This window comes from Methylotuvimicrobium alcaliphilum 20Z (assembly GCF_000968535.2).
Taxonomy (GTDB): domain Bacteria; phylum Pseudomonadota; class Gammaproteobacteria; order Methylococcales; family Methylomonadaceae; genus Methylotuvimicrobium; species Methylotuvimicrobium alcaliphilum.
This window is the reverse complement of sequence record NC_016112.1, coordinates 1,014,622-1,030,642: the sequence shown is the minus strand read 5'-3', so window position 1 is coordinate 1,030,642 and position 16,021 is coordinate 1,014,622. Positions and strand designations below refer to the sequence as shown.

Sequence of the window (16,021 nt, the reverse complement as noted above, 5' to 3'; positions counted from 1 at the left end):
ACGTTTAGCGCTGTTAAACTTAGGATTTGGTCATAAATAACTCCCCTATTTTTAATGCAAGGCAAGCAGGTTCGGTAACTCGCTACAAAACTCATAGCTCCAGGAAGTTATTTTTCACGAAATCCTTAACCGACTCGAATAATATGGATTCTATTTTAACTTGGAACGATAGTCTTAAATTAGGCATAAGCAGCGTCGACGATCAGCACCGTCGACTTTTAGAGCTGATCAACCGTCTCGACGAAGCCGTAGCCTTAGGCCATGCCCCCGATACAATTACCGAGCTTCTCGACGATTTGATCGATTACACGCGCTATCATTTCGACGAAGAAGAGAAATTGATGCAACAATCGGACTTCGAGGAAGCATTGTTCACATCGCACAAGAACGAACATCGACAATTTGTCGAAACAATCGTCGAAGCGCGCAACCAGAAACCGGACAACGCATCTTTTTTACTGCATCACTTACTGGATTTTCTTTTCGACTGGCTATACCGGCACATACTCGGCACCGATAAAAAAATGGCCGACCGCATTCTCGGCAAGCCGATTTCAGATGCGGCTAAAATCGACCAAGCCGGCATTATCATGCAAAGCAATCTCTATTCGGCCTTACGGGAAAGCGAAGACCGATTCAAGGAAATGGCCGATAATTTACCGGCATTGATATGGATTTCCAATGCCAAAAACATTCCGGTCTTCTGCAATCGTTACCGGCATAAAAAATTCAATATCCCCTTAGGCTCCGGCAATCATTCGCAATGGTTGGATATGATACATCCCGACGATCGGGATAAAGTTGCGGATACCTATACCCATGCCGCATCCGACTTAAAAAAATTCAAAATCCAATACCGCTTGCGTCGAGAAGATGAAAGTATTGTCTGGATTCTGGAAACCGGCGTCCCGCGAATCAGAAGAAACGGCAGTTTTGCCGGACTCCTGGGCTGCGGCATGGATATTACCAATCAAAAGAATGCCGAAATCACAATCGCCCGCATCAATCAGTTATTGATGGAACAAGTTGAGGAACGGACGCAGCAGTTGCTCGATGCCAACAAAACCTTGGAAGCGGAAAAAAACGAACAAGTCCGACTGAATGCACGCCTAAAAGAAACCCAAGCCCATTTGATTCAATCCGAAAAAATGGCATCGATCGGGCAACTAGCAGCCGGTGTCGCTCATGAAATCAACAATCCGTTAGGTTATGTTTTTTCCAACCTGAATAGCTTAAAACAATACCTGAACGATATCCTGCTGTTTTCGGAGACCGCCGAAAAGCTTGCCCAAGAACTGCCCGCCGATAACCGCGAAGTTCTTGCTTATCATCAGCTCAAGGAAAACATCGATATCGATTATCTAAAAACCGACTTGTCGGATCTGGTCGAGGAATCGATCGAAGGAGCAACGCGCGCGCGTAAGATCGTACAAGATCTTAGAGATTTCTCTCGAATCGACAAGCAGGAAATGGAACTATTCGACATCGAGGCCGGTATCGACGCCACCTTGAATATCATCCAAAACGAACTCAAATACAAAGCGAAAATCGTCAAGGAATATAGCGGATTAAAACCATATCGATGCATCGGCGCACAGATGAATCAGATATTCATGAACTTATTGGTCAACGCCGCTCACGCCATCGAAACGTTCGGTACTATTTATATCAGAACCGGAACCGAAAAAGACCATATTTGGATTGAAATCGAAGACACCGGAAAAGGTATTCCTGAAGAAATCCGCTCTAAACTTTTCGACCCGTTTTTCACGACGAAACCGGTTGGCCAAGGAACCGGATTGGGTTTATCGCTATCCTATAAAATCATCCAAAACCACAACGGTAAGATTGAGGTAGAATCCAATATCGGCAAAGGCAGCACATTCAGAATAAGCTTACCGCTTACCACCAATGGGTGCTAATGCAGTACAATGTTTATAACTTGTTTATTACCATGAAGAGCATGAAGATAATGAAGGGAAGAGAATTGAGTGCTTTATGAACTGTCCCAATGGCACAGATGCACTTACATGGATAAACTCAATGCAAAAATACTGAGTTTTCAGATCCAGTTAATGACTAAAAAACATCAAAACAATGGCGGGACTGAGTGCAGGCAAAGCCAGTACTCCAGCGGCAATAATGATGACATAGGCTGTTAATGATTAGTAACGCATTTAAATTGAAAACACTGCGTCTTCAAGTCCTTCATGCTCTTCATGGTAAATAATAAATGGCATTTTTTGGAATCAGCCCCTACCAATGAATAGCAAGCTATCGAATTAACTTATTATTAATTATGATCTTCATGGTGAAATACATTTTAGGATCATCAAATATCAACCGACAGGAAGCCATCAGTTTAAGTGTAATTATTCACACCCCTATCGTTCCCACGCTCCGGCGTGTGAATGAAGACCGAGACGCTCTAGCGTCTCGTACCGCTGGAGCGGTACTCAGGCGTTCCCACGCAGAGCGTCACTGCCATTAAGTTACCTGATTAGCAAGATGCTTCAGCTTGCTGAAGCCAATTGTCCGAGCAGTGGCCAGTCGTAGCCACTTCTGCGGGACGGGTTATTTAACCCGTCCCCAACGTTTCGGTTTGCCCTAAACATTTCGGCTAACTTCGGCCAAAGTCAAAACGTTTAGGACGGGGTTGCAAACCCCGTCCTGCTAGGGTAATTGACGGGGGACTGAATAGTTACGCTTAAGTTAACGTGAAGAGGAAATAATCCATGAAATACACATTACCATTACGACTGTGTTCAACGATCGCCATCAGCCTGTCGATATCTTTCGGCGTTTATGCCGAAACCAAACAACCGGCGCCCGCACCGAACGGCATCGAAATACCGAAAAATTATCAAAACTGGCAATTCATCGGCGTCGCGCACCGAACCGACAACAATTCGCTACGCGGAATCCTCGGTAACAGCATCGCAGTCAAGGCCGCTCGCAGCGGCAATACCAACCCTTGGCCGGACGGCACGATTCTGGCCAAACTGGTCTGGAAAGACAGACAGCACCCTTTGTGGGAAGCCGCGACGGTTCCAGGCGATGTGCAACATTTCGAATTCATGATCAAGGACGCCAAAAAATTCCAAGCGACCCAAGGCTGGGGCTACGCCCGCTGGGTCGGCAAGGAACTGAAACCTTACGGTGATAACGCCGATTTCGCGCAGGAATGCGCCGGATGCCACGCCAAGGCCGAAAAAACCGATTATGTGTTTACCCGCCCGGCCGAGATGCCTTAAATAAGACTATGTTCGCGTTTGCAGTTGAAACGGTTCTCTTTCCTACTAAGGATTTGGCCGTAAATATACCTTCGTACTTCAAAATTCGGCAGGTGACTAAGGATGCTCGATCCCTCACCTAACGCTCACTGCCATTAAGTTAAGCCGTTCGTGGTGAGCCTGTCGAACCATGGACGGCTTAACTTATCGACCCAGGATTTTTCCATTCACCCTTCGACAGGCTCAGGGCGAACGGAAAAATCCTTAACTTAATGGCAGTGATCCTTAGCCCTCCGAAAACGAGCGGCATCCCTGCCGCTCCCCTAACGGGCTATTCTCGGCAAAATCGCCAGTGCTCGGCGCGGCCTAACGGGGCCCAGGGAGGGGTACCATAAGTTAAACTGAATTGACCAAGCGTTCTAAGCAACAGGATAACATATTGATATGTTGATTATTTTAATGCGTTTGCCCTGACCGAACCCTCAACAAGGCCCATAGTTCCAGGACGTTATTTATCACGAAATCCTAAATAAACCATTTAGAAGAAAGTCAATAATTACTTTCTAATGCACTGCGCGCTAGAGAATACGGTTGTTCTGTATCAAAGGAGCAGGTATATCGGGCCCCGTGTTTTGATCGGCGTTCTGAATCACTCGATTAAAAATTCTTCGTCAAATCCATACCCGCATATAAAGACGCGACAGCTTCGCCATACCCGTTGAATAACTCGGTTTTGCGTTTAGGTGTGAAAATACTTGCGCCAAGTATGCGTTCGCGGCTTTGGCTCCAGCGCGGGTGCGACACGTCCGGATTAACGTTGGCAAAAAAACCGTATTCATGCGGTGCGCTTTTATTCCAGGCCGTTTGTGGCATGTCCTCTTGAAAGCGAATCTTGACGATCGCCTTGATGCTCTTAAATCCGTATTTCCAAGGAACGACCAGACGTAACGGGGCGCCGTTTTGATTAGGCAAAACATCGTCGTACATTCCGGTTGCAATGAAGGCTAGGGGGTGCATTGCTTCATCGATACGCAAACCTTCGACATAAGGCCATTCCAATACATTACTTTTCTGACCGACCATGATCGACGGTTTATATAATGTCGTAAATTCTACATATTTAGCTTTCGAAGTCGGCTTAAACTGCTTCAGCATTTCCCCCAAAGGAAAGCCGATCCACGGCACAACCATGGACCAAGCCTCGACACATCTAAATCGGTAAATACGCTGCTCCAAAGGATTGGTTTTGAGAATATCCTCCAAATCGTAGACGCCGGGCGCTTCGACTTCGCCTTCGACAGCGACCGACCAAGGCCTTGTTACCAAGCGCCGCGCCAAGACTGTCGAGTCTGTCTTATTGGTCGAGAATTCATAATAATTAGTGTAGTTAGCGACATCTTCAAATTTGTTCGGCTCAAGATCCGCCGAATAGGGGCCGACCGGAACCTCGGTGTATATTTTGTTTTTAGCCTCCGAAACACCTGGTAATGCTCCCGCCAAAGGTAACGTCAGCGCGGCTTTAATAATGCTTCTGCGGGCTTCGAAAACCGTCCGGTCGGTCACGTCGTTTTCCGAAACGACCGCTTTGGATTTAATCAACATATAGCTATTCCTCTGAGTATTTTGCCGCCAGCCAATAATCGATGCTGACATAACGTCCGGCACCGATAAAAAACAATACCAACAACATAATAAAGTAAGTTGCGGCAAATTCGACTCCGTTATTCAATACGACGAAGGCCCCGTTTTCAGTCAGCCAGTCGTAATTGCCGTATTGCTGCAAGATCGATTTGGCCTGTTCCAGTCGCTCTACCGCACCGATCGTACGGTCGGTTGCCAATAATCCGGAACCGGTCGCAATCGCGAGCCAGCCGTTCTTGAGATGCACTAAAACTCCCGCCACCGCCATTACGATCATCAACGGTAATGAAATCAGCCTGACTCCGAACCCGATCAACAAAAAAACCGCTCCCAATACTTCGATCAATGCTACTAGGAATACCAGCAAATAAGGTAATGGCAAGCCCAATCCCCACTGTTCGTCACCAAACCACGCCGCCGTATCGGAAAAATTGGCGAATTTTTTCGACCCGGCCATCCACAGTACCGGAACGAGATAAAGCCGTAACAACAAAGGCGCGATAAAGTCGATACACTTAAGCTTATCCAGGCCCCTTAAAGCCCATCGCATTCCGACAACACTCTTATCAAATCCCGCTTGCCAATCAATATCTTTTAAATTCATGATACTACCTCTCTGTGTTGGTTGACGATCCTCGTAACTTCAAATCAGCGACAATAATTAGCGCTCAGTCTTCCACCTAAAATGTATCGACTGGTAGTCGTAATCCAAAATTCGGCGTCGAGGTGTTCGGCAAAAGGCATAAACTTGATAGTTTAAACCGGAGTTGCTTACCCGACCCGCAATAACGTTTGCACCGCGAAGCTAGAGCTTCACGCAAGCATATCCCAAGCTGGAGCTTGGGAAACAGCGAATCTTTCATCTTTCATCTTTCATCTTTCATCTTTCATCTTTCATCTTTCATCTTTCATCTTTCACCTTTCATCTTTCATCTTTCACCTTTCACCTTTCACCTTTCACCTTTCACCTTTCATCTTTGCTATATTTATCGCTTTTTGACTCGAGTCATATTAACGATGTCCATAAGCTATTCCAATATTTTCGCAAACATTCCAAGTCGATTACCCGAAGAACTCTTCGAAACCGTGTTAAAAACCGATCATGTCCACATCGAGCGGATCGTCTCTAGGAATCACTCGACAAAAGCCGGGCATTGGTACGACCAAGACTGGGACGAATGGGTATTGCTGCTTCAAGGGCAAGCGAAACTACGTTATAAAAACCGTCTCGAAGATATTGTTTTAAATCCCGGAGATTATTTATTAATCCCGGCACATGCTTTACATCGGGTAGAATGGACCGATCGAAATAGCGATACGATTTGGCTTGCTATTCATATGACCGATAAAGTAACGTCCGGTGACTTATGAAACTTTTGCAAAAATTATGAATCTCCCGGTTATTCATTTTCTTTGTTAATGAACTTAGCTCAGTCATGAAGATCAAGCCAAAGTTAACGATCTGCTAACTGCTAACTGCTAACTGCTAACTGCTAACTGCTAACTGCTAACTGCTAACTGCTAACTGCTAACTGCTAACTATAAATTATGAACCATTAACTTAAACTTACAGAGATATTCCTCTCCCATATTGACATTCACTTCCGCCACCTAACCGTCAACATACCAACATAATGATATTGGAAACCTTTTCCGTCGCTAGAGATTTCGGACGCGTTCATGAAATCACTTCGATTTTGATCCGCTATGGTTTCGGCGATATTGTCCGCCGACTCGGCATTGTTGGTCTTGTTGAGCGCGCCGGGCATGTTTTGCACTGGCATGAAATTGACGAATTGACCAGCATGGAACCACCGGAACGCATTCGTCGAGTTCTGGAAGAAATGGGGCCTACTTTCGTGAAACTGGGCCAGATTTTCGCTACTCGCCCCGACTTATTCAGCCCTGCCTGGATTGCTGAGTTCGAAAAACTGCAGGATCAAGCCCGTCCGGCGCCGATCGATAAAATCTTGGCACAGCTAGAGGAAGATCTGGGCGCCCCGCCGCACGAAGTCTTCGCAACTTTCGACAAAACGCCGATAGCAGCAGCTTCGATTGGCCAAGTACATAAAGCTTCGCTGGAGGATGGCACTCAGGTTATTGTAAAAATTCGCCGTCCCGGCATACGACCTACCGTCGAAGCAGATTTGCGCCTACTCAACCAGATGACCGAGGTTGCAGCCCGGGAAATCAAAGATCTACGTCGTTATAATCCACAGGAAATCGTACGCCAATTCACATTATCGATGCGTCGAGAATTGGACTTGGCCATCGAAGGGCGCAATAGCGAACGCATGCGCGTCAACTTTAAAAAAAGCCGCTCTATCATCATTCCCAAAGTATATTGGCAATGGACTTGTGAGCGCGTGAATGTTCAGGAATACATCGACGGCATTTCGGGTCATGATATCGATCGCATCGATTACTCGAATTTAGACCGGAAAAAATTGGCTAAAACCGGTGCCGATGCGGTGCTTAAAATGATTCTAGAAGACGGTTTTTTTCATGCCGATCCTCACCCCGGCAATTGTTTCTTTCTTTCCGGCAATCGCATCGCGTTTATCGATTTTGGCATGGTCGGCAGACTCACCGACGAGCGGAGGAATCAAGTCGTCAATCTCTTGCACGGCTTAGTGGAGCGCGATCCGGATATCGTCGTCAAGATTCTTTTAAAATGGGCCGACAAGTCGATGGCGAATAAAGACGCATTAACGCTGGAAATCGACAATTTTATCGACCAATACCACGATATCCCGTTGAAAGACCTGCACATAGGAGAGTTGCTATTTAATTTAACGAATTTACTACGCGACCATCAGCTCAATTTGCCGGCCGATCTGACATTATTAATTAAAACATTCATTACACTGGAAGGATTGGGGCGACAACTCGATCCATCATTTAATTTGGTCGTGACGGCAACACCGCTACTCAAAAGGGCGTTTCTACTCCGGTACAACCCGGAAGCCATGGCGCGACGCAGTTTTAAATCGGCAGCAGGACTCGTTGAAATGCTAAGCGAGTTACCGGAAGATATGCACCGAATTATGGAGGATTTGCGACGAGGTGCGTTGAGCGTTCGATTGGACATCACGCGACCGGAATGGCTAGGCAAAGAACTCGACCGTGTGGTCAATCGAATTTCCGTCAGCTTAGTTACTGCGGCAATGATTATTGGCAGCTCGATTGTCTCGACCGTTGAAGGCGGCGCATCATCATTGATCGGCTTGACCGCTTTCGTCGGCGCACTATTCGGCGGGATTTGGCTACTCTTTTCTATTTGGCGTAGCGGATAAAACGTGAGTTCGCTTAATCATACCCCTCCCTCCGGTTACGCTGTAAACGTCGAATAGTAGCCCTGACCGCGCGGAGTTAAAGACCGGAAAAGTTATGTCCGCTTAAGAGAACTAATCGCTGCTCTAATAAATTCTCTCTCCGGTCTTTGTTGGTTTAAAAATTGATTGAATAACATCAAAATACCGTGTGTATTGATATGAACATGCGCACCGTAGCCCGTCATGACTAAAAATTCCTGATGCACTCGGTCAATAAATTGTGCGCGCTGTTGTGTTAGAAGTTGAGAATCCATATTAATACCCCCTTGAAATTGAATAAATATTTTTTATCTCCGAGAACGACATTACCCGATTTCTTGAATAATTTCCGAGCAATCGACTGCAAAAATTGAAAATTTATTCATTCCTTAACACGGCTGATAAATCATCCTTATGAAAGCACACGAAAATATTCAATTAGCTACGCTTTTCAAGCGACTTACCGAATGGGTGACTCTAGAGGTTTATGTAACCGTATGTTTACTTTTGTGTATTTCGTAATTTTCGTGGACTGACTACCGAATTTAGGATCATGCAAAAATATTCAAAATTCCTGAACTAACTATCGCATTTGCGTTATCGGCATCTTCGCTAGCATTAGCCGCACTATCCGAGTTTTCAAAAGGCCTGGTTCCACGGCTATTTTTCTGTCCGCCTTCGTTTTGCTGTTGAGCGGCTTGACCAAATCCGGGTAACTTAGCTTGTTCGCCAAGCGAAGCTTGAGTCACGCTAATCTCAGCTACATTCAACTGTTGAGCTCCCATCATTTCACGTAACTTCGGGATCGCGGCTTCTATGGCTTCTTTGACCGCAGCTTGTTGAGCGGAAAATGCGATTGTAGTTTGATCCTGATTCATATCGATACGAATTGAAATAGGCCCGAGATGCTGAGGATTTAGCTTAAGTTCGGCAAACGGCATGGCCCGATTATTCATCCAAACAATCCGTTCGCCTAGCTCCTGGTCCCATTCGGGATGCGCCATCGGCTTGCTCATTGCCGGTGCCTCGATTTTTGTTTGACCGGCAATTTGTCGGTGTAATTGAGCCATATCCAACGCCATTTTCGAAACCGGTTTCTCAACAGCCGTAGAAGGCGCTAATTTTTTTTCAATACTTGCGGTTTCGGAATCGGTCTTGGCATGCAGGTCAACAGCCTTTCCGTCAGTCGATACTTTGCTTTCCCCAGCAAGACGCTGCTCTTCGATCAGCGACTTGCCATTGCTCAGCTCCTCTCCGTTTTGTAATATATTTTTGATTAATTTAGGAATATTTCCATCACTATCGGTAATCCCGGTATCGTCGCTCTGGTTCTCAAGCGGCAATTTAGTATTTGCATCGACCGCCAGTATCGTCTCATCCGGACTTTTAATAATATTCAAAGGCATCGTCGATACCGGAATGGCCTGCGTATTGTCTAAGACGTTGTGATCGGACCTCATCGTCGCCGGCATGGCTTGCGCATCTTTCAGAACGGTGCGCTCAAGCCTCTTCGTTGTCTGCAATATATTTTTGATTAATTTAGGAATATTTCCTTCACCATCGGTAATTCCGGTGTCGTCGCTCTGGTTCTCAAGCGGCAACTTAGTATTTGCATCGACCGCCAGTATCGTCTCATCCGGACTTTTAATAATGTTCAAAGGCATCGTCGTTACCGGAATGGCAGCCGGGGTTTCCTCAGCAGAATGATCGAGCAACCTCGCTTCATCCGTTTCGGCGCGCTCAACATTGCCGGACATCCCAGTCGAATGAGTCAACGACTCGGTCGCGGCCTCAATATGAGCGAGTACTTCGCTTAACTTCCGCATGGTTTTCTCAAGATCGATTTCTTGATCGAAATGCTCCGAGGACGGCAATTTATTGCCCAACAAACCGGCAATTTCTTGCATGGCCGAACTCATTCGTTCGGAATCAAAACTTGTCAACTGCGTTAATTGTTCGGTTAATTCCGCTAAATCAGCCATTGGCAATGTTAAATTTTCCTGCGCTTGGGGTTGCGAAAGTAAACCGATCTGAGCCATCAAGGTTTCGGCAAAGTCACCGGATGCCTTATTTTCTCCCTGAAAAAGCGGGCTTAAATTTTCTTTGCCGATCGAACCGGATAACATCGTCAATAAATTTAAAGCGTTCATATACTTTTCCTCTTAACTATTACGGATTTATCCAGCATTTTTCGTGCCGCCGCGCCGCCCTGAAGCAACTCTATCATCCTGTTCGATTTGTTCTCGCCTATCTAGTTGTTTAACTTCATCGGCTTGCGCCGCGTCAAATAATTTCGACAAGCTCTTCGTTCGATTATGAAGTCCTATCCAATTTCCTCGCACCCGACTTAGTTCCGTTTCCAGTGACTGCAGCGCTTGCTCCTGTCCATTAATCGCTAGATCGAGTTTATCTAAAAAAGACTTAAACTCCAGCAGTTGTCCGACCCTAGCCCCGGTTTTACAGAAAGCGTCGAATTTTTCCTGATATTCCTGACGATAATTAATCAAATGGTCGAGCTGCATTTGCAATTGCACTTGTTTTTTTTGCACTTGCCCGAATGTTTCCAAGGCTTTTTTTTCCTGGGCAACATTCAACTCGACAATCGTTTTCAGGCGTTCGGATTTTTTCATTTTATTGATAACTACCGTAGAGAAGAATCGCGCATGAAATAACTTGAATAACTATCCTGACGCAGGGGCGGTAAGCGGTAAGCGGTAAGCGGTAAGCGGTAAGCGGTAAGCGGTAAGCGGTAAGCGGTAAGCGGTAAGCGGTAAGCGGTAAGCGGTAAGCGGTAAGCGGTAAGCGGTAAGCGGTAAGCGGTAAGCGGTAAGCGGTAAAATGATGCAGCATTTAATTCGCTTGTCAAGCGCCGATTTCACCTTTCACCTTTCACCTTTCACCTTTCACCTTTCACCTTTCACCTTTCACCTTTCACCTTTCACCTTTCACCTTTCACCTTTCACCTTTCACCTTTCACCTTTCACCTTTCACCTTTCACCTTTCACCTTTCACCTTTCACCTTTCACCTCATTCCCAAGCAAGTCGGACAATTCCAAGATACTTCGACTCAAATCCACAGGCTCATTCATATCTTGTTGCAAAAAATTCCTAATCGCTGCTATTTTCTCAATCGCCAAATCGATATTCGGATTCGAACCCGGTTTGTAGGCGCCGACGCTGATGAGGTCTCTATTTTGCTGATACAGAGAATACAGGCCTCTCAATTTGCGCACCATTCGTAAATGATCGTCATCGACAATATCCGGCAAAACCCTACTGACCGACGCCTCGATATCGATCGCGGGAAAATGTCCGGACTCCGCAAGCTCTCGAGTTAGCACGATATGCCCATCCAATACGCCGCGAGCCGAGTCGGCTACAGGATCGTTGGGATCGTCGCCTTCGGTCAGTACGGTATAAAAAGCCGTAATCGAGCCGCCGCCTTCGTCGCCGTTCCCGGCACGCTCAACTAACCGAGGCAACTTAGCAAATACCGAAGGCGGGTAACCTTTAGTGGCAGGCGGTTCATCGATTGCGAGCGCGATTTCTCGATGGGCTTGAGCATAACGAGTCAGCGAGTCCATCAGCAGTAAAACATCCAAGCCCTGATCGCGGAAATACTCAGCAATACTGGTCGCAAGCAATGCTCCATTCGCCCGCATCAATGGCGGGTAGTCGGCCGGCGTCGCAACAACGACAGAGCGACTAAGCCCTTCGGTACCCAGAATTTTTTGTACGAATTCGTTAACCTCACGCCCCCGTTCACCGATAAGCCCCACCACGACGACGTCGGCATTGGTAAACTTAGTCATCATCCCCAGCAAAACGCTCTTGCCGACGCCGGTTCCGGCAAATAAGCCCATCCTTTGCCCTCGCCCTACACACAACAAGGCATTGATCGCTCTGACACCGACATCGAGCACTTCGCGAATCGGCTTTCGGCTAAGCGGATTGACAGGAACACCGGTTAACGACACTTGCGCATCGGTCTTCAAAGGTCCCTTGCCGTCCAAAGCATTACCCGCCCCGTCCAATACTCGACCCAGCAAGCTAAAACCGACTCTAGCTAAATACTCCTTACTCATCGGAATGACGCGACAGTCCGGCTCCAAGCCATAAGGATCACCGGTGGGCATTAGAAATAAGCGATCGCCGGAAAAACCGACGACTTCGGCTTCGATAACCCTGCCCGCTTTAGTTTGTACTTGACAACGAGAACCGATAGGCGCTCTACAACCGACAGCCTCGAGTGTCAATCCGACCATTCTGGATAACTTGCCTTCCACGATCAGTTCCGGGGGCTGAACCAACCGTTTGGCGTAAGGTTTTAACTTACCGAGCCAAATCTCGTTTCGATCTAGCGAAGACTTCATGAGGTTTCGTCCCTAATCCGTTCATCGCCAAGCACTTGAGCGATAACAGCCTCTAGACGCCTTTCGACCGAAGCATCGACATGCGATTGTTCGGCATCCACTAAACAACCGCCCCTACTGAGCAAGGGGTCTTCCTTGATTTTCCAAGGGATGGGGTGCTCGTCTAGCTGCAACACCGAGCGCACCAATTCCGCATCTTCAGGATGTAAAGTTAGCGTTATTTCCCGCGTTGCGATAGGTAATACATTGACGGCTTCTCTAACCGTGGCCACAATTTGCCCCGGATCCGATTTAATTTCTCGGCGAACCAGCTGTTTAGCTATCGCTATCGATAAATCCACCAACTCTTTTTCGACTTCTTCATCCAATGCATTCAAAGGCTCGCTGAGCGTCTCCAATATTTCGGCTAATTGCAAACCTTGTTCGCGCAATCGATCCACGTTTTCGTCATACCCCTTTTCCAAACCTTCCTCGTAACCTTGCGACCGCCCTTCTTCGTAACCTTGCGTAAAACCCTCTTCTTTGCCTTTGGCGAAGGCTTCCTCATAGGCTTGCTGTTGCATCGCTTCAATATCTTGAACGGTCAACAGCGGACTGCGCGCTTTATCCTCTTCGCTTGATTTCGCGGGTTCGCGTCCCGACACATCAGGCATATCCCAAAGGCGCAATGCATCCAGTTCGTCATCGGTGAAACCCGGCTGTTTAGACGAGCTCATCGCCACTGCCGCTACCTAACATGATTTCTCCGGCATCGGCCAACTTCTTCGCGATTCCGAGTATTTCTTTCTGTGCCGATTCAACCTCGCTGAGTCTCGCCGGCGGCGCTGCCTCTAGATCGTCTTTCAGCATTTCGGCGGCTCGACGCGACATATTGCCGAATATTTTGTCTTTCAAGCTGTCATCGACACCGCGTAATGCCAGCAGCAAACGATCGGTCGATATTTCTCGCAATAGCGTTTGAATACCTCTGTCGTCAACAGTCGATAGATCCTCGAAGACAAACATTTTATCCATGATTTCTTGCCCCAACACGGCGTTATTATCATTGATATCTTCCATGATATGCTCGCTGACCGAGCCTTCCATGAAGTTTAAAATATTTGCCACGGTATCGACGCCGCCGACCGATGACGATTTCATGCCATCGCTGCCCGTCAATTGTTTTTCCATAATTTCGTCCAATTCCTTTAATGCCGCCGGCTGAATACCTTCCATCGTCGCTATGCGCATCAGAATATCCGAACGCATGTTTTCCGGTAATAAGGCTAAAACATCGGCAGCTTGGTCACTATCCAATAGCGATAAAATGATCGCGACAATCTGAGGATGCTCCAAACGTATTAGATCGGCAATCGACCGTGTATCCAACCATTTCAATTGCTCAATCCCTTTGCTGTTGGCACCGAGTAGAATCCTATCGATGATGCTTCCCGCCTTATCTGCGCCTAAAGCTCCCGTCAGCATGTTGCGAATAAACTCATCCGAATTAATACCCAAGCCGGTTTCATCCTTGATTCGAGTAATGAATTCTTCAAGCACGGCATCCACCATTTCCGGTGAAATAGCACCAAGCCCTGCCATCGTAGACCCGATCAGCTGCACTTCTTTAGGTCCCATGTGCTTGAGCACCGCCGATGCACGATCCTGCCCAACCGCTAAAAGCAGCAGCGCTGCACGCTGAGGATAAGTCAAATCGATTTCTTTCTCAGACATCTTGCTTGGCCCAATTCTTAACGATCTGTGCGACTAATTGAGGATCTTCGTCAACTAATTTTTGTACATACTCCAACCGTTTCTCGTAACTCTGCGGCGCTTCCAGCAGCAACAGATCTTCGGTCTCGGAAGACAGCCCAAGCTGTTGCTTCGCTGCCTCATCGGCAGGCACCGCGTAAGGCACCCCTTTTTCGTCGAATGCAACCGCACCGCCCATGGCTTCGGCTTCCGCTTTTGCCAACGCCAATGCCGCGGCTTTGCGTTCTTCTTCAGTACGGCCTATCAAACCTTGCATGGTTGGCTTGAGAACGCCGAAAATCAAAAATAAAATAACCGCCGCAGCCGCCAACTGTTTCAAGGCGTCAATAAACCAAGCCTGTTCCCAAAGCGGCGCATCGGGCAATGCTTCAAGTTCATCCACCACTCTGAACGCAACATTGGATACGGTCACTTGATCGCCGCGACTACTATCGAAACCGACCGCTTGCCTGACCAAATCACTTAAGCGAACGATGTCCTCTTGCGGATAAGGTTCGCTAGCGATACTCCCATCTTCGCGAACGACAGAGCGGTTATCGACAACCACGGCCACGGACAACCGCTTAAGTACACCGCTAGCAAGACGGGTGTGCGTAATAGTTTTATCGAGCTCGTAATTCCGCGTGGCACTCTTGCTGGAAGATCCTGACGATTCTGCCGGCGTTTCGGCACCTTCACCGACAGCCACTTCAGGCGCTATGCCGGCGGGTGGCGGCTGGTTAGTCAACGCCCCCGGCACACCCTGAATGGCTCCCATGGAACTGAGATCCTCTTGAGTTTGCTCACTACGTAGCGCCGGCAGGTCAGGGTTAAACATTTCTTGGGTTCTTTCGGTCACGGAAAAATCGACATCGGCCGATATTTGCGTGCGTAAACCGTTGGCGCCGACCAATGGCGTCAAAATATTTTCGATGCGCGCCATTAAATGTTCTTCGATATTTTTCTTGTATTCAAACTGCTTCGAAGTCAGTGAGATATCGGAATCGGTTCCTTTAGCATTGAGTAAACGCCCGGTTTGATCGACGACCGTCACTTGCCCTGCTTCCATTAAGGGAACGCTAGAAGCGACTAGATGAATTATCGATTCAATTTGCCCTTTATCCAAGGTTCTGCCCGGATATAGATTGACCATGACCGAGGCGCTGGGTTTTTTCTGCTGCCTAACGAATACCGACTGCTTAGGCATCGCCAATATCACCCTTGCCGCCTTGACGCTTTGAATAGTCATTATCGTTCGCGCAATTTCGCCTTCCAATGCCCGCTGAAAACGCATTTGTTCAATATTTTTGCTGGTTCCGAAGCCTTGCTCTTGATCGAGTAGTTCGTAACCTAAGCTGGTACTGCGCGGTAAGCCTTGAGCAGCCAGTTTCAGTTTTAATTCGCGAACATCGGACCCCGGGACCATGATTGCTCCCGAACCGGACTCGACTTTGTACTTAATGCCTTCTTTATCCAATGCCTCGATAATTTCCGCCGCATCTTTTTCGGCAATGCCGGCAAACAATAAATTGTAGGAGGGTTCTTGCGACCACAGCACAACCGCCACTGCCACCGCGACGCTGAAAGCAAATCCGAGCATCAACCCTATCTGACGCGCCATTGTCAGCCCAGCCAAACCTTTCAACAATGGATTAGTGATGTCAACGTCCTTTGCCTGGGGGGTGGACGTTCCGACTAATTCATTTGCACCTTGCTCGCTCATCTTAAT

The 16,021-nt window shown here is 47.4% G+C and carries 14 protein-coding genes; 4 read left to right on the top strand and 10 right to left on the bottom strand.

The features are described from left to right. Positions 1-143 precede the first annotated feature (143 nt). Positions 144-1,922 (top strand): bacteriohemerythrin, encoded by a 1,779-nt coding sequence (locus MEALZ_RS04455; protein ID WP_014147415.1) that lies wholly within the window; start codon positions 144-146, stop codon positions 1,920-1,922. A gap of 813 nt (positions 1,923-2,735) precedes the next feature. Then, the gene (locus tag MEALZ_RS04450) at positions 2,736-3,254 is read left to right on the top strand and encodes a cytochrome P460 family protein (protein ID WP_014147413.1); all 519 of its coding nucleotides are present in this window, start codon (positions 2,736-2,738) and stop codon (positions 3,252-3,254) included. Between the two features lie 636 nt (positions 3,255-3,890). On the opposite strand, the gene msrP is transcribed toward MEALZ_RS04450, so the two are convergent. After that, positions 3,891-4,835, bottom strand: coding sequence for a protein-methionine-sulfoxide reductase catalytic subunit MsrP (gene msrP / locus MEALZ_RS04445; protein WP_014147412.1), 945 nt, complete (start codon positions 4,833-4,835; stop codon positions 3,891-3,893). A gap of 4 nt (positions 4,836-4,839) precedes the next feature. Further along, on the bottom strand, positions 4,840-5,478 hold the full coding sequence (locus MEALZ_RS04440) for an HvfX family Cu-binding RiPP maturation protein (protein ID WP_014147411.1): 639 nt from the start codon (positions 5,476-5,478) through the stop codon (positions 4,840-4,842). A gap of 413 nt (positions 5,479-5,891) precedes the next feature. Here MEALZ_RS04440 and MEALZ_RS04435 point away from each other — a divergent pair, with 413 nt between their 5' ends. Together MEALZ_RS04435 and MEALZ_RS04430 are read left to right on the top strand one after the other, a co-directional pair. Continuing rightward, entirely contained in the window at positions 5,892-6,245 is a 354-nt protein-coding gene (locus MEALZ_RS04435; protein WP_014147410.1) for a cupin domain-containing protein, read from the top strand. Between the two features lie 263 nt (positions 6,246-6,508). Then, a complete protein-coding gene (locus MEALZ_RS04430; protein ID WP_014147409.1) occupies positions 6,509-8,170 on the top strand; it encodes an ABC1 kinase family protein in 1,662 nt (553 codons plus the stop codon). A 92-nt stretch (positions 8,171-8,262) separates the two neighbouring features. Here the strand turns inward: MEALZ_RS04430 and MEALZ_RS04425 are convergent, their stop codons facing one another. From MEALZ_RS04425 to fliF, 8 genes are all read right to left on the bottom strand, one after another. Beyond that, positions 8,263-8,463 carry a hypothetical protein gene (locus tag MEALZ_RS04425; protein ID WP_014147408.1) on the bottom strand — a complete coding sequence of 67 codons (201 nt, stop codon included), beginning with the start codon at positions 8,461-8,463 and terminating at the stop codon, positions 8,263-8,265. Positions 8,464-8,739: 276 nt separating this feature from the next. Then, complete coding sequence (locus tag MEALZ_RS20610) at positions 8,740-10,338, bottom strand: flagellar hook-length control protein FliK (protein WP_014147407.1); 1,599 nt, start codon at positions 10,336-10,338, stop codon at positions 8,740-8,742. 27 nt (positions 10,339-10,365) lie between these two features. After that, positions 10,366-10,818, bottom strand: coding sequence for a flagellar export protein FliJ (gene fliJ / locus MEALZ_RS04415; RefSeq protein WP_014147406.1), 453 nt, complete (start codon positions 10,816-10,818; stop codon positions 10,366-10,368). A gap of 1 nt (position 10,819) precedes the next feature. After that, positions 10,820-11,038 (bottom strand): hypothetical protein, encoded by a 219-nt coding sequence (locus MEALZ_RS04410; RefSeq protein ID WP_162472918.1) that lies wholly within the window; start codon positions 11,036-11,038, stop codon positions 10,820-10,822. Positions 11,039-11,196: 158 nt separating this feature from the next. Beyond that, the gene (gene fliI / locus MEALZ_RS04405; protein ID WP_014147405.1) at positions 11,197-12,561 is read right to left on the bottom strand and encodes a flagellar protein export ATPase FliI; all 1,365 of its coding nucleotides are present in this window, start codon (positions 12,559-12,561) and stop codon (positions 11,197-11,199) included. Beyond that, the gene (locus MEALZ_RS04400) at positions 12,558-13,277 is read right to left on the bottom strand and encodes a flagellar assembly protein FliH (RefSeq protein WP_014147404.1); all 720 of its coding nucleotides are present in this window, start codon (positions 13,275-13,277) and stop codon (positions 12,558-12,560) included. Before MEALZ_RS04400 ends, fliI begins: the two co-directional genes overlap by 4 nt. Beyond that, on the bottom strand, positions 13,264-14,274 hold the full coding sequence (fliG, locus tag MEALZ_RS04395; RefSeq protein ID WP_014147403.1) for a flagellar motor switch protein FliG: 1,011 nt from the start codon (positions 14,272-14,274) through the stop codon (positions 13,264-13,266). The genes MEALZ_RS04400 and fliG overlap by 14 nt, the downstream gene beginning before the upstream one ends. Beyond that, positions 14,267-16,015 carry a flagellar basal-body MS-ring/collar protein FliF gene (gene fliF / locus MEALZ_RS04390; protein WP_014147402.1) on the bottom strand — a complete coding sequence of 583 codons (1,749 nt, stop codon included), beginning with the start codon at positions 16,013-16,015 and terminating at the stop codon, positions 14,267-14,269. The genes fliG and fliF overlap by 8 nt, the downstream gene beginning before the upstream one ends. Positions 16,016-16,021 lie beyond the last annotated feature (6 nt).